This window comes from Streptomyces sp. NPDC001732 (assembly GCF_053596315.1).
Genome location: NZ_JBSFFY010000011.1, coordinates 49064 through 64066 on the forward strand (window position 1 = coordinate 49064; position 15003 = coordinate 64066).

The 15003-nt window shown below is 71.6% G+C and carries 11 protein-coding genes; 8 read left to right on the plus strand and 3 right to left on the minus strand.

Annotated features, from left to right (window positions below):
• Positions 1–5: 5 nt before the first annotated feature.
• On the minus strand, positions 6–242 hold the full coding sequence (locus ACWCXX_RS14330) for an antitoxin (protein WP_451126908.1): 237 nt from the start codon (positions 240–242) through the stop codon (positions 6–8).
• A 190-nt stretch (positions 243–432) separates the two neighbouring features.
• Here ACWCXX_RS14330 and miaA point away from each other — a divergent pair, with 190 nt between their 5' ends.
• The 6 genes from miaA (at position 433) to hflX (ending at position 8656) form a co-directional block, all read left to right on the plus strand.
• A complete protein-coding gene (gene miaA, locus ACWCXX_RS14335) occupies positions 433–1371 on the plus strand; it encodes a tRNA (adenosine(37)-N6)-dimethylallyltransferase MiaA (protein ID WP_451126910.1) in 939 nt (312 codons plus the stop codon).
• Between the two features lie 106 nt (positions 1372–1477).
• A complete protein-coding gene (locus ACWCXX_RS14340; RefSeq protein ID WP_451127100.1) occupies positions 1478–1924 on the plus strand; it encodes a hypothetical protein in 447 nt (148 codons plus the stop codon).
• A gap of 115 nt (positions 1925–2039) precedes the next feature.
• A complete protein-coding gene (dapF, locus tag ACWCXX_RS14345; RefSeq protein WP_451126912.1) occupies positions 2040–2912 on the plus strand; it encodes a diaminopimelate epimerase in 873 nt (290 codons plus the stop codon).
• A 284-nt stretch (positions 2913–3196) separates the two neighbouring features.
• Complete coding sequence (locus tag ACWCXX_RS14350; protein ID WP_451126914.1) at positions 3197–5377, plus strand: RelA/SpoT family protein; 2181 nt, start codon at positions 3197–3199, stop codon at positions 5375–5377.
• A gap of 152 nt (positions 5378–5529) precedes the next feature.
• Positions 5530–6984 carry a M1 family metallopeptidase gene (locus ACWCXX_RS14355; RefSeq protein ID WP_451126916.1) on the plus strand — a complete coding sequence of 485 codons (1455 nt, stop codon included), beginning with the start codon at positions 5530–5532 and terminating at the stop codon, positions 6982–6984.
• Positions 6985–7135: 151 nt separating this feature from the next.
• Positions 7136–8656 carry a GTPase HflX gene (gene hflX / locus ACWCXX_RS14360; protein ID WP_451126918.1) on the plus strand — a complete coding sequence of 507 codons (1521 nt, stop codon included), beginning with the start codon at positions 7136–7138 and terminating at the stop codon, positions 8654–8656.
• 82 nt (positions 8657–8738) lie between these two features.
• Here the strand turns inward: hflX and ACWCXX_RS14365 are convergent, their stop codons facing one another.
• Together ACWCXX_RS14365 and ACWCXX_RS14370 are read right to left on the minus strand one after the other, a co-directional pair.
• The gene (locus ACWCXX_RS14365; protein ID WP_451126920.1) at positions 8739–9911 is read right to left on the minus strand and encodes a trypsin-like serine peptidase; all 1173 of its coding nucleotides are present in this window, start codon (positions 9909–9911) and stop codon (positions 8739–8741) included.
• 239 nt (positions 9912–10150) lie between these two features.
• Positions 10151–11368 (minus strand): trypsin-like serine peptidase, encoded by a 1218-nt coding sequence (locus ACWCXX_RS14370; protein WP_451126922.1) that lies wholly within the window; start codon positions 11366–11368, stop codon positions 10151–10153.
• A 328-nt stretch (positions 11369–11696) separates the two neighbouring features.
• Here ACWCXX_RS14370 and ACWCXX_RS14375 point away from each other — a divergent pair, with 328 nt between their 5' ends.
• Positions 11697–13076 carry a diaminobutyrate--2-oxoglutarate transaminase family protein gene (locus tag ACWCXX_RS14375; RefSeq protein WP_451126924.1) on the plus strand — a complete coding sequence of 460 codons (1380 nt, stop codon included), beginning with the start codon at positions 11697–11699 and terminating at the stop codon, positions 13074–13076.
• Positions 13077–13105: 29 nt separating this feature from the next.
• On the plus strand, positions 13106–14995 hold the full coding sequence (locus ACWCXX_RS14380; protein ID WP_451126926.1) for an IucA/IucC family protein: 1890 nt from the start codon (positions 13106–13108) through the stop codon (positions 14993–14995).
• Positions 14996–15003 lie beyond the last annotated feature (8 nt).

Sequence of the window (15003 nt, forward strand, 5' to 3'; positions counted from 1 at the left end):
CATGGTCAGGAAGCGGGCGGCGTACCACCCTCGTCCTTGTGGGACAGGCGCTCGACCGCGTCCTTGGCCTTCCGCGTACCGGACTCGATCTTGTCGCTGTACTTGCCCTTGGTCTTTTGATCGACCGCCCGTGCGGCCTTGTCGAGCCCTTGGTCGATCTTGTTCCCGTGCTGATGCGCGAGTTCGCCGACCTTGTCCTTGGCGGGGCTCAGCTTGGCCTTCAGATTTTCCAGGAAGCCCATCGGGCACCTTCCCTGCTGGGAGAACTGAGGTCGGACGCTTCACCAAACGGTGAAAAACGCCCATATTCGGTTCGAATTCTACTGGGCAGGGAGAGGAAGCGGCTCGGTCCGGGCCGGCCGGGGTGCCGCACGGCGTCGCTCCGCCCTCGCTCATTGGGGAGGAGGCGCCGGGGTTTGCGAGACTGGGGCGGTGAGTAGTTCAGCTCCCGCACCGCGGGTCATCACCGTCGTCGGCCCCACCGCGGCCGGAAAGTCCGATCTGGGAGTATTTCTTGCTCAGCAGCTCGACGGCGAGGTGATCAACGCCGACTCCATGCAGCTCTACCGGGGAATGGACATCGGCACCGCGAAGCTGACGCTTCCGGAACGCGCGTCCGTCCCGCACCGCCTGCTGGACATCTGGGACGTCACCGAGACCGCGAGCGTGGCCGAGTACCAGCGGCTGGCCCGCGCCGAGATCGACCGGCTGCTCGCCGCGGGCCGCACCCCCGTCCTGGTCGGTGGCTCCGGGCTCTACGTGAAGGGTGCCATCGACGCCCTGGAGTTCCCCGGTACCGACCCCGGCGTACGGGCCAGGCTGGAGGAGGAACTGGTGGAGCGCGGCTCCGGAGCCCTGCACGCCCGGCTCGCCGCCGCCGACCCCGAGGCGGGCCGGGCCATCCTGCCGAGCAACGGCCGCCGGATCGTCCGGGCCCTCGAAGTCATCGAGATCACGGGCAAGCCCTTCACCGCCAACCTCCCCGGCGACGACGCGGTGTACGACACCGTCCAGATCGGCGTCGACGTGGCCCGCCCCGAACTCGACGAACGCATCGCCCGCCGGGTCGACCGGATGTGGGCGGCCGGACTCGTGGACGAGGTGCGCGCACTGGAGGCGCAGGGGCTGCGCGAGGGCCGGACCGCGTCCCGGGCGCTGGGATACCAGCAGGTGCTCGCCGCGCTGGCCGGGGAATGCACCGAGGACGAGGCGCGCGCCGAGACCGTCCGCGCCACCAAACGGTTCGCCCGCCGCCAGGACTCGTGGTTCCGCCGGGACCCGCGGGTCCGGTGGCTGAGCGGCGCCGTGCAGGACCGCGGGGAACTCCCGCACCTGGCGCTGGCGTTGATCGAACGAGCGGTTACAGCCTGATCACGTGATGGCATCGGGAAGCCCTGCCCGTCATTTCGGCGCCCCGGAGCGTGCCATCATCGAGCATCGATCGACAGCGAGGTCCGAGTTGGGAGGGCGCGTGGCGATGGAGGCCGGCCCTCGCGACAGTGAACAGGACGCACCGGACACCCTGCACGGGGCAGGAAGCCTGAGCCCCGACGGGCCCGACGAACTCGAAGCGACCCCCGAGGTCGAGGTCGAGGTCGAGCTGCGCCCCGTGCGCCGACTGCGGATCTGGCAGCTCGCGCCGATCGTCATGCTCGCCGCGGTGGGATCGCTGATGTTCGCCTTCCCGCTGGCCTTCGAGTTCGGCGACGGCGGCGCGGTGGTGGCCATGCTCGGCCTGCTGATCAGCGGCTGCGCCGCGGGCTGGGGCATGATGGCCGCCCGCCGCGTGGGACACACCTGGCCCGGCCTGCCGCAGAGAGGATCGGGCGAGCGGGCCGACTGGCGGGTGATCGCGCTGTACGTGCTCGTGGTCACCTCCCTGGTCGCCCTGGCCGTCTGGCGCGTGGCACGGCTCCGCCACTGACGTCCGGGGCGAGGGCGGGGCGCCGGTCCCTGCCGGGGCATCGGCCCACCGGCCAGGTCGTCCGGGGCGCGGACGGTTCCGGCGGCCGTCGGGGCCGTTTCGTACAGTTGATTCCGTGAGCACCTCCCAGATCGCCTTCCTCAAGGGCCACGGCACCGAGAACGACTTCGTGATCGTTCCCGACCCGGACAACGCCATCGACCTGCCCCCGGCCCTCGTGGCCCGGCTCTGCGACCGCCGGGCCGGCATCGGCGGCGACGGCCTGCTGCACGTCGTACGCTCCTCCGCGCACCCCGAGGCACGGGCCATGGCGGCCGAGGCCGAGTGGTTCATGGACTACCGCAACGCCGACGGTTCGGTCGCCGAGATGTGCGGCAACGGGGTACGGGTCTTCGCCCGCTTCCTGCAGCGCGCCGGGCACGCCGAGGAGGGCGACCTCGCCGTCGCGACCCGGGGCGGTGTGAAGCGGGTGCACATCGCCAAGAACGGCGACATCACGGTCTCCATGGGGCGCGCGCTCCTCCCCGAGGACGGCGTGACGGTCAGCCTGGACGGCCGCAGCTGGCCCGCCCGCAACGTGAACATGGGCAACCCGCACGCGGTTGCCTTCGTCGAGGACCTGGCACACGCCGGCAACCTGTTCTCGGTGCCGCCCTACAGCCCCGCCGCCGTCTACCCCGACGGCGTCAACATCGAGTTCGTCGTGGACCGCGGACCGCGCCACGTCGCGATGCGGGTCCACGAGCGCGGCTCGGGCGAGACCCGCTCCTGCGGCACCGGCGCCTGCGCCGTGGCCGTCGCCACGGCCCGCAGGGACGGCACGGACCCCGCCAGGACCGGCACCCCGGTCACGTACACGGTCGATCTGCCCGGCGGCACCCTCGTGATCACCGAACGGCCGGACGGCGAGGTCGAGATGACCGGACCGGCCACGATCGTCGCCGAGGGTTTCCTCGACCCCGCCTGGCTCGAAACGGCGCTCGGCTAGGCTCCGGCACCCGGGCCGGACCCCACGGGGCCGGCCCGTCCCGGACGAAGGGCCCCGGACGAAAGGCCGCGGACGAAGGGCTCCGAGGCATCGGCCGAACACGGTCAAAAGCACTCCATGACCCAAACGGAAGCCCTGGGAGCTTCGCTCGAATGGGTGATCCGTTTCACGCTGGGCGAGAGCCGGTCTCCGCCACGTGGTGGGCTCGGTAGCATCAAGCACCGGCCCGGACGCGCGACCGCGCCTTCCCACCGCCGGTCGACGTCGCCGGAGGTGCCCCCCCCATGAGCGCAGAGGCCACCAGCCCAGAAGCCCCCATCCGCAGACGGGGCCGCCCCCGGATCGATCTGCGCAGGCTCGGCCGGGTCGCGCTGCTCGGCCCCACTTCCCGCGACCGACTGCCCGACGCGATCAGTCACGTCGCGGAGGCCCACCGCGCCCACCACCCGGACGCGGACCTCTCCATCCTGCACCGGGCCTATGTGCTCGCGGAGTCCTCGCACCGCGGACAGATGCGCAAGAGCGGCGAGCCGTACATCACGCACCCGCTCGCCGTCACCCTGATCCTCGCCCAGCTCGGCGCCGAGACCACCACCCTCACCGCCTCACTGCTCCACGACACCGTCGAGGACACCGATGTGACCCTCGATCAGGTGCGGGAGCAGTTCGGCAAGGAGGTCTGCTACCTCGTCGACGGCGTCACCAAACTCGAGAAGGTCGACTACGGGGCGGCCGCCGAACCCGAGACCTTCCGCAAGATGCTGGTCGCCACCGGCGACGACGTCCGCGTCATGTCGATCAAACTCGCCGACCGGCTGCACAACATGCGCACCCTCGGCGTGATGCGCCCCGAGAAACAGGCCAGGATCGCCAAGGTCACCCGCGACGTACTGATCCCGCTCGCCGAACGGCTCGGCGTACAGGCGCTCAAGACCGAGCTGGAGGACCTCGTCTTCGCGATCCTCCACCCCGAGGAGTACGAACACACCCGCGCGTTGATCGCCGCGTCCGAGCGCGCGGCCGGCACCGACGGAACATCCCCCCGGGACCCCCTCGCGGCCATCGCCGAGAACGTCGCGACGGTGCTGCGGGAAGCGGACATCACTGCGGAAGTCCTCATCAGGCCACGCCACTTCGTCTCCGTGCACCGGGTCGGCATCAAGCGCGGCGAACTGCGCGGCACCGACTTCGGCCGACTGCTGGTGCTCGTCGGCGAGGACGCAGACTGCTACGCGGTGCTCGGCGAGCTGCACACCTGTTTCACCCCGGTGATCTCCGAGTTCAAGGACTTCATCGCCGCCCCCAAGTTCAACCTGTACCAGTCGCTGCACACCGCCGTCGTGGGTCCGGACGGCGCGGTCGCCGAAGTCCTCATCCGCACCCACCGGATGCACAAGGTCGCCGAGGCCGGAGTCATCGCCCTCGGCAATCCGTACGCCGTAGAGAACGGCACCGGCCCCCAGGCCGCCGAACCGGCGGACGGGGAGCGCGCCGACCCCACCCGGCCCGGCTGGCTCTCCCGGCTCCTCGAATGGCAACAGTCCGCCCCGGACCCCGACACCTTCTGGACCACGCTCCGCGCCGACCTGGCCCAGGACCGGGAGATCACGGTCTTCCGGACCGACGGCGGCACGCTCGGACTGCCCGCCGGGGCCAGTTGCGTCGACGCCGCCTACGCGCAGTACGGGGACGAGGCGCACACCTGCATCGGCGCCCGGGTCAACGGCAGACTGGCCACCCTGGGCACCGTGCTGAGCGACGGCGACACCGTGCAACTGCTGCTCGCCGAGGACGCCTCCTCCGGCCCCTCGCCCGACTGGCTCGACCACGCCCGGACCCCCGCCGCCCGCATCGCCATCACCGGCTGGTTCGACGCCCACCCCGACAGCGCCGAGGACCCGCACCACGACCGGCCCGCGCACTCCGGCCACGAGCCGCGGCCCCGGGCAGCGCACCCCTCCGACCCCACGGAACCCGGGCCCGGACCCCAGCAGCGGGAGGCCGACGGCCGCACGGCGAGCGCCGTGGCGGACCGGCCGGACGCCACCGTGCGCCTCGCGGGCTGCTGCACCCCCGTACCCCCCGACGCCGTAACCGGCTTCGTCGTGCGCGGCGGCGCCGTCGCCGTGCACCGGCCGGAGTGCCCCGCCGCGGTCCGGATGCGGTCCGTGGGCCGGGTGCCGGTCGGGGTGGGCTGGGGCGACGCCGCCGAGGACCGGGTCACCCTCGTCGTCGAGTCCTTCGGCCGTCCCCGGCTGCTCGCCGACCTCACCGAGGCGATCGCGACGGCGGACGCGGCGATCGTCTCGGCCACCGTCGAACCGCCCAGCGAGCAGCGCGTCCGGCACACCTACACCCTGCAACTCCCCGACGCCGCCGGACTGCCGGCCCTGATGCGCGCGATGCGCGACGTCCCCGGGGTGTACGACGTGAGCCGCGCCCAGCAGCCGGCGGTCATCGTCTGACCCCGGAGCGCGGCGCCGCCCGCCCACCGGGGGTGTCCCCGAGCCGCCGTCGTCCGGCAGACGGCAGCGCGAGGACACGGCCCGGGACCCCGTTCGGGTGGCGCGGCGCGCGCCGCGCCCGCCGGGGGAGAAGTCGCTGGTAGCGGTAGTCCATGCCGTTCATCTCCCGCCGCCTGCGGGCCACTCTGCTGACCACCGCATCGGCCGCCCTCGTCGCCGCCACTCTCCCCTCGCCCCAGCCCCTCGGCATCGGTGATCCGCTCTTCCCGCACCTGGGCAACCCCGGGTACGACGTCCTCGCCTACGACATCGGACTGACCTACAGCGGCGACAACAGCAAGCCGCTGGAAGCCGTCACCAGGATCGACGCACGGACCACCGAACAGCTGGACCGGATCAACCTCGACTTCACCCGGGGAACCGTCCGCGCGGTCGAAGTGAACGGTCTGCGCGCCGACTTCGCCGTCAAGGACGAGGACCTGGTCGTCCAGCCCCTGGGCAGGCTCCCGGCCGGGGTGCCGCTGCGCATCACCGTCCGGCACACCAGCGACCCCGACGACGACAAGAACGGCGGAGGCTGGGTGCGCACCGCCGACGGTCTGGCCATGGCCAACCAGGCCGACGCCGCCCACCGGGTCTTCCCGAGCAACGACCACCCCGCCGACAAGGCGTACTTCACCTTCCGGATCACCGCTCCCGACGACCTCACCGCGGTGGCCAACGGCCTGCCCGCCGGCACGGTCCGGCACGGTGACGACACCACCTGGACCTACCGGACCGAACACCCCATGGCCACCGAGCTGGCCCAGGTCACGATCGGGCGCTCCACCGTCCTGCACAGGACCGGACCGCACGGGCTGCCGGTGCGCGACGTGGTGCCGAGCGCCGACCGCGAGCGGCTCGAACCCTGGCTCCGCAAGACGCCCGCCCAGCTGGAGTGGATGGAACAGCAGGTCGGCCGCTACCCCTTCGAGACGTACGGGCTGCTGATCGCCGACACCGAAACCGGCTTCGAGCTGGAGACCCAGACGCTCTCGCTCTTCGAGCGCTCCCTGTTCACCGGGGCCGGCTACCCGGAGTGGTACGTCGACTCGGTCATGGTGCACGAACTCGCCCACCAGTGGTTCGGCGACAGCGTCTCCCCGCAGACGTGGTCCGACCTGTGGCTCAACGAGGGACACGCCACCTGGTACGAGGCCCGCTACGCCGAGGACCACGCCGACCGGCCGCTGGAGGACCGGATGCGCGCGGCGTACACCAGGTCCGACGGCTGGCGCGCCGCGGGCGGCCCGCCGGCCCGCCCGTACGCCCCGGCACCCGGACAGAAGATCAGCCTGTTCCGGCCGGTCGTGTACGACGGCAGCGCGCTGATCCTGTACGCGCTGCGCCAGGAGATCGGCAAGGACGCCTTCGACCGGCTGGAGCGGAGCTGGGTGAGGAAGCACCGGGACTCCAACGCCACCACCGAGGACTTCGTCCGGCTGGCGTCACGGACCGCGGGACGGGACCTGACCCCGTTCCTCGACGGCTGGCTGTACGGGGAGAAGACGCCGCCGATGCCGGGCCACCCGGACTGGCACAGTGACGAGCCCGCCACGAAGCGATAAATCCGATGACGGGCACGGCGGCGCGTGCCACTATCGATGAGTCGCCGCGACGGCCGGAACGGAGATCCCCACGATGGGAATCATCGGGAGAGGTCACGCGTTGTGACTGATGTACCGGACTTCCCCGGTTTTCCAACGACGTAAGGATCCAATGACCTCCTCTTCTTCCCTTCCCCAGGACGCGCAGAACGCGCAGAGCGCTACGGAGAATGTCACCGAAAGCCTCACCGAGAGCCTTCGGGCCGACGCCCTGATGGAAGAGGACGTCGCCTGGAGCCACGAGATCGACGGAGAGCGGGACGGCGAGCAGTTCGACCGTTCGGAGCGCGCCGCGCTGCGGCGGGTGGCCGGCCTCTCCACCGAGCTCGAGGACGTCACCGAGGTCGAGTACCGGCAGCTGCGCCTGGAGCGCGTGGTGCTGGTCGGCGTCTGGACCTCGGGAACGGTGCACGACGCGGAGAACTCCCTCGCGGAGCTGGCCGCACTCGCGGAGACGGCGGGCGCCCAGGTGCTCGACGCCGTCTTCCAGCGTCGCGACAAGCCGGACCCGGCCACCTACATCGGTTCGGGCAAGGCGCTGGAGCTGCGCGACATCGTCCTCGAATCGGGGGCCGACACCGTCGTGTGCGACGGTGAGCTCAGCCCCGGCCAGCTGATCCATCTGGAAGACGTCGTCAAGGTGAAGGTGGTCGACCGGACCGCTCTGATCCTCGACATCTTCGCCCAGCACGCCAAGTCCCGAGAGGGCAAGGCACAGGTGTCGCTGGCCCAGATGCAGTACATGCTGCCGCGCCTGCGCGGCTGGGGTCAGTCGCTGTCCCGTCAGATGGGCGGCGGCGGTTCCAGCGGCGGTGGCGGCATGGCCACCCGTGGTCCCGGTGAGACCAAGATCGAGACCGACCGGCGTCGGATCCGCGAGAAGATGGCGAAGATGCGCCGGGAGATCGCGGAGATGAAGACCGGCCGCGAGATCAAGCGCCAGGAGCGCAAGCGCAACAAGGTGCCATCGGTCGCCATCGCCGGCTACACCAACGCAGGCAAGTCCTCGCTGCTCAACCGGCTGACCGGTGCGGGCGTCCTGGTGGAGAACGCGCTGTTCGCCACCCTGGACCCGACCGTCCGCCGGGCCGAGACGCCGGGCGGCCGGGTCTACACCCTGGCCGACACCGTCGGGTTCGTACGGCATCTGCCGCACCACCTCGTCGAGGCGTTCCGCTCCACGATGGAGGAGGTCGGCGAGTCCGACCTGATCCTGCACGTGGTGGACGGAGCCCACCCGGCGCCCGAGGAGCAGCTCGCCGCAGTACGCGAGGTGATCCGCGAAGTGGGTGCGACGGACGTGCCCGAGATCGTGGTGATCAACAAGGCGGACGCCGCCGATCCGCTGGTGCTGCAGCGCCTGCTGCGCATCGAGAAGCACGCGATCGCCGTCTCGGCGCGCACCGGCGCTGGCATCGAGGAACTGCTCGAACTCATCGACACCGAGCTGCCCCGGCCGTCGGTCGAGGTCGAGGCGCTCGTGCCGTACATCCAGGGCGGACTCGTCTCGCGGGTGCACGCCGAGGGCGAGGTGCTCTCCGAGGAACACACCTCGGACGGCACCCTGCTCAAGGCGCGGGTGCACGAGGAACTGGCCGCGGAGCTCTCCTCGTTCGTCCCCGTGGCGCACTGACCGCACAGCCGCACGACCCGGCGGAACCCGAAGGCCCGCCCCTGCACAGGGGCGGGCCTTCGGGCGTACGGCTGCCGTCCCGTTACCGGTCGGCGAACTTGTCGGTCATCGTGGTGAAGACGTCCTTGGCGCCCGCTCCCAGCTGGGGACCGGCCAGCCAGCCCGAAGTCACCGGCCCGATGGAGGTGTTGGAGACCAGCACGGACTTGCCGTCACGGCCCTTCATGAACCAGCCGCCGCCGGACGAACCACCGGTCATGGTGCAGCCGATGCGGTACATCGCCGGAGTGCTCGGGCTGATGGAGAGCCGGCCCGGACGGTCGACGCACTTGTGCATGATCAGGCCGTCGTACGGCGGGGCGGCGGGGTAGCCCCAGGCCCCCATGGCGCCGATCGCCGAGACCTCGGGAGCGTCGAAGCCGACCGACAGGGCGTTGCCTACGGTCTCCTCCAGCGACTTGGTGCCGCGCTCCGGCTTCACGTGCAGCACCGCGTAGTCGTAGGGGGCGCCCTCGCCCCCGGTGGGGCCGCCGTCGGTGATCCACTCCCCGGACGTGGTCGCCCAGTCCGCCCAGTACGCGCCGTACGGGGCGATCTCCTGCGGCTGCGCGTTCTTCAGCGCGGCGGCGGACTTGCCCTGGTCGTTGTAGGCGGGCACGAAGACGATGTTGCGGTACCAGCCGCCCTTCGAGCCGGCGTGCACGCAGTGCCCGGCGGTCCACACCAGGTTGGACTTCCCCGGGTTCTCCGGGTCCTTGACGACCGTGCCGGAGCAGACCATCGACCCCTCGGGGGAGTCGAAGAACACCTTGCCGACCGGGGCCGCGTAGTTGTGGTACGGAGTCTTCTCGCGCTCGGCCGTCACCGGGGCGGGCTCCGGGTCGCTGACGCCCTGGCCGCCGGAGACGTCGCCGGCCGCCATGGTCTTCGCCGGGTCCTTGGCGGACTTCATCCGGTCGGGCTTCCACAGCCCTTCGATGACCGGGTTGACGAAGTCCTTGGCCTCACGCAGCCATTTGTCCTTGTCCCAGTTCTTCCACTCGCCGTTCTTCCACTTGTCCGGGTCGACGCCGTGCTTCTTCAACTGCTCGGCCAGACCGTCGGACAGGGAGCCGCCGCTGGTCTCGCCCCCCGCGGATTCGGCGGCGGACGGCTTGTCGGCCGCGTTGTCCTCCTCCGGCCCGCAGGCCGTGGCCGTCAGCGCGAGTGCGGCGGCGATGCCGGTCGCGGCGAGCAGCGGACGTATGGATCGCATGGAAGTAATTCCCCCTGAAAACGCTGAAATTGCCATGAACTTGTCACGTGAAGAGGCGGCCGGGCCCGAGGGCCACGAAGGCGCAGCCCCACCCTATGACGGCTCCGGAGGTGCTCCCCGCCACGTGCCGGGGCCGGGAGGAGCGGTCCACGTGCCGGGGCCCCGGCGCACAACTGCCGCGCCGGGGCCCCGAGATGCCGTCGCCGTCGCCCGGACCGGTCCGGGCGACGGGACCGTCGTCACTGTCCCGCGTACTTCTTGCTGACCGCCTCGTAGACGCCCTCGGCCTCCTTGCCGAGCCGCGGTCCGGCGAGCCAGCCGGCCGTGACCGGACCGATGGAGGTGTTGGAGACCAGCGCGGGCTTGCCGTCCTGGCCCGCGGCGACCCAGCCGCCGCCGGAGGAACCGCCGGTCATGGTGCAGCCGATGCGGTACATCGTGGGGTCCTGCGTGGTCAGTGAGAGTCGGCCCGGCCTGTCCGAGCACTGGAACGCCTTCTGGCCGTCGTACGGCGGAGCGGCCGGGAAGCCGGTCGCCGTCATGTTCTCGATCTTCGGCACGGCCGGGGCGTTGAACTCGACGGGCAGCGCGGAGCCCACCGTCTCCTCCAGGGACTTGCCCGTCGAGCCCTTCTCCGGCGCGACCTGCAGCACGGCGAAGTCGTACGGAGCACCCTGCCCGCCGGTCGAGGCGCCCTGCGAGATCCACTGCTCGGACGTCTGGGCCCAGACACCCCACCAGACGCCGTAGGGGGCGATCTGCTCCCTGGTCGCCTTCTTCAGCTCGGCCAGCGAGAGACCGTCGTTGTTGTACGAGGGCACGAAGGCGATGTTGCGGTACCAGCCGCCCGCCTTGCCCGCGTGCACGCAGTGCCCGGCGGTCCACACCAGGTTGGACTTCCCCGGGTGCGCCGGGTCCTTCACCACGGTCGCGGAGCAGACCATGGAGCCCTTGGGGCCGTCGAAGAGCAGCTTCCCGGACTCCGCGGTGCTGGCGTGGTACGGGGTCTCCACCCCGGCGGCCCGGACCGGGGCGGGCGTCGGGTCGGTGACGCCCCTGTCACCCGAGATGTCGTTGTCCACCGGCTTCTGGGGCGCCTTGTCCGCGTCCCGCATCCGGTCCGGGTCCCAGAGGTCCTCGATGATCGGGTTGACGAAGTCCTTGGCCTCGCGCAGCCACTTGTCCTTGTCCCAGTTCTTCCACTCGCCGTTCCGCCACTTGTCCGGGTCGATCCCGTGCTCCTTGAGCCGGTTCTTCAGATCGTCCGGGATGGTGATCCCGCCATCCGAGGACCGGCCGGTGGAGGCGCTCTGCTCGCCGCCCGCGTTGTCCTCCTCCGGCCCGCAGGCGGTGGCGGTGAGCGCGAGGACGGTGGTGACCGCGGCAACGGCGAGCACCGAGGACCGGCGACGTGCCGTCCCTCGGCGTGCTGCGCGGGCCGGTCGAATGAGTCGCATGTGGTGATCCCCCTGGGACTTCGTAACTCAACACTTCTGTACTGCACTGCGGTACTGCTCCGAGCCACCCGCTCAGAACATCCTGCGGATTCCCGAAAAGGTGTCCGGGATCCTGTGCGGCCCCCACTATGCCGGTGCCGAGGGGGACGGCGTGCGGCAGGTCCGCGGTTCCGCCGCCACGAGGATCTTCCGATTTACCCGTGATCCGGCGCGCTCGGCGTCGTTGGTACGGGCGGGGGAACCCGGGACGGCGTTCATCCCCGTAGTCCGTCCGTGCGCCGACGCACGGATGTGCAACGCAACTGTTACAACGGGAGGACCGACAGCAGTGGCCGTGACCGAACCAGCTCCGGTGGCCGCACCGGCGGCGCACGAGGGGATCCTGCGCCGCCAGTCGCTGCGCGAATCCGCCGCCCGTACCTACGCGCGCTCACTGCCGATCGTGCCGGTGCGGGCCCGGGGGCTGACCATCGAGGGCGCGGACGGACGGCGTTACCTCGACTGTCTCTCCGGCGCGGGCACCCTGGCGCTGGGGCACAACCACCCGGTCGTCCTGGAAGCGATCAAGAAGGTCCTCGACTCCGGCGCCCCGCTGCACGTGCTCGACCTGGCCACCCCGGTCAAGGACGCCTTCACCACGGAACTCTTCGCCACGCTGCCGAAGGAGTTCGCCGACGACGCCCGCATCCAGTTCTGCGGGCCGGCCGGGACGGACGCGGTCGAGGCGGCGTTCAAGCTGGTCCGCAGGGCGACCGGTCGCAGCGGACTCCTCGCCTTCACCGGTGCCTACCACGGGATGACGGCGGGCGCCCTCGCCGCCTCGGGCGGCGCCGAGGACGTACGGGTCACCCGGCTGCCCTTCCCGCAGAACTACCGCTGCCCCTTCGGCATCGGCGGCGAGCGCGGCGCGGAGATCGCCGCCCGGTGGACCGAGAACCTCCTGGACGACCCCAAGGGAGGCACACCCCCGCCGGCCGGAATGATCCTCGAACCGGTCCAGGGCGAAGGAGGCGTGAACCCCGCCCCCGACAGCTGGATGCGCCGGATGCGGGAGATCACCGCGGCCCGGTCCGTCCCGCTCGTCGTCGACGAGGTCCAGACGGGCGTCGGCCGCACCGGCGCCTTCTGGGCCGTCGAGCACAGCGGGATCGTGCCCGACGTGATGGTGCTCTCCAAGGCCATCGGCGGTTCCCTCCCGCTCGCCGTGATCGTCTACCGCTCCGGGCTCGACACCTGGCAACCGGGCGCCCACGCCGGCACTTTCCGGGGCAACCAGCTCGCGATGGCGGCGGGCACGGCCACCCTGGCCTTCGTACGGGAGAACCGCCTGGACGAGCGGGCCGCCACGCTCGGGGCCCGCATGCTCGACCGCCTCCAGGCGCTGGCCACCGACCACCCGACCGTCGGCGACGTACGAGGACGCGGCCTGATGCTCGGGGTCGAACTGGTCGACCCCGGGGCCGCCGCACCCGGCGACGGCCCCGAACCACCGCCCGCCCCGGTCCTCGCCGCGGCCGTCCAGCAGGAGTGCCTGCGCCGGGGACTCATCGTCGAACTCGGCGGACGCCACAGTTCCGTCGTACGCCTCCTGCCGCCCCTCACCCTCACCGACGAACAGGCAACAGCGGTCGTGGACCGCCTCGCCGATGCCCTGGCAGCCGCCGAGCGGCTGTCGCTCCGCCGGATCACGACCGGGTCGGTCCGCTGACCCCGGACACCCTCACGAGAAAGACCGCCGTGAACCCCACCTCCGCCCCCCACACCGACGGCCCTTCCCCCACCCCGCAGCCAGGACAGGCCGGCCCCGCCGGAAACCTCGTCATCGAGCAGTCCACCGTGCCGTGCCAGAAAGCGGCGCCGTACGACGAGTGGTACCTGCCGGGGGCGACGGCCGCCGACGCGGTACCGACCGACCTCCTCGACCACCCCGACCCGCGGCGGGCCGCCGACGCCGCGGGCACCGAGAACCTGCTGCGCTGCTGGGTCCGGGAGTGCGACCTGCCCCGGCCGGACGGGGAAACCCTGCGCATCCCCCTCCCCGCCAGCGGAACGGCCCTGCTCGTCCCCGTCCGCTACTGGTCGGCCACCGGCTGGCACCGCTTCGGGGCACCGGTCCTGGAAGGGGCGCCCGAGGGAGCCCCGATCGCCGACGCCGTCACCATCGCCGCGCTCCTGGGCCGCGAGGCCGACCGGGACGAGGGCGCCGACCTGGTGGCCCGGGTGGCCGACTCGGTACGGCGGACCGCCGGCTTCGTCGCGGAACGGCGTCGGGCCCCCGAGGCCCCCGCCGGAGCGGACCTCTTCCTCACCGCCGAGCAGTCGCTGCTCCTCGGCCACCCGCTCCACCCCACCCCCAAGAGCCGCGAGGGACTCTCCGACTCCGAATCCCACCGCTACTCGCCCGAGTCGCACGGGTCCTTCCAACTGCACTGGATGGCCGTCGACCGGTCCGTGCTGGACGACGACTCCGCCTGGACCGACGGAGGACGCCCCGTGCCGGCCGCGGAGCTGATCGCCCCCTATGCCGAAGGGCTGCGCCTCCCCGTCGCCACCGAGCCGATCCCGCTCCACCCCTGGCAGGCCCGCGAACTCGGCCACCGCCCCGAAGTGGCCGCCCTGCTCGACGCCGGAGTCCTTTACGACCTGGGCCCGTACGGGCAGCGCTGGCACCCCACCTCTTCCGTCCGCACCGTGCACCGGCCCGGCGCCGAGTTCATGCTCAAGCTCTCCCTCGGCGTACGCATCACCAACTCCCGCCGCGAGAACCTCCGCAAGGAACTCCACCGAGGAGTGGAGGTGCACCGGCTGCTCCGCAGCGGCCTCGCCACCCAGTGGCACGCGGCCCACCCGGGCTTCGACATCGTCCGCGATCCCGCCTGGCTCGCCGTCGACTATGTGGACGGCACCCCCGTCGCCGGGCTCGACGTGATGATCCGCCACAACCCCTTCGGACGGCACGACGACGCGGTCTGCATCGCCGCGCTGACCGCCCCCCGACCGTGGCCGGGCAGGACGGGGATGCGCTCGCGTCTCGCCGAGACCGTCCTCTCCCTGGCCACCGCCACCGGAAGGGCCGTACCGGAGGTCGCGGCCGAGTGGTTCCTGCGCTACCTGGACCGCGTCGTACGCCCGGTGCTCTGGCTCGACGGGCACGCGGGCGTGGCCCTCGAAGCCCACCAGCAGAACACCCTGGTGCTCCTCGACCCGGAGGGCTGGCCCGTCGGCGGCCGCTACCGCGACAACCAGGGCTACTACTTCCGGGAGTCCCACCGCGCGGCGCTGGAACACCGGCTCCCCGGCATCGGATCGGCCAGCGACACCTTCGTCTCCGACGAGGTCACCGACGAACGCTTCGCCTACTACCTCGGCATCAACAACGTGTTCGGCCTGATCGGGGCGTTCGGTGCCCAGCGGCTCGCCGACGAACGCGTACTCGTCGCGGCCTTCCGCAGGTTCCTCGGCTCGGCCGCCGCCCTGGGCTCCCCGCTGCCCGCGCAGCTGCTGGAGAAGACCCGGCTGAGGTGCAAGGCCAACCTGCTGACCCGGCTGCACGGTCTCGACGAACTCGTCGGCCCCGTGGACACCCAGTCCGTCTACGTCACCATTGCCAACCCCCTGTGTGCCTGAGGGAACAT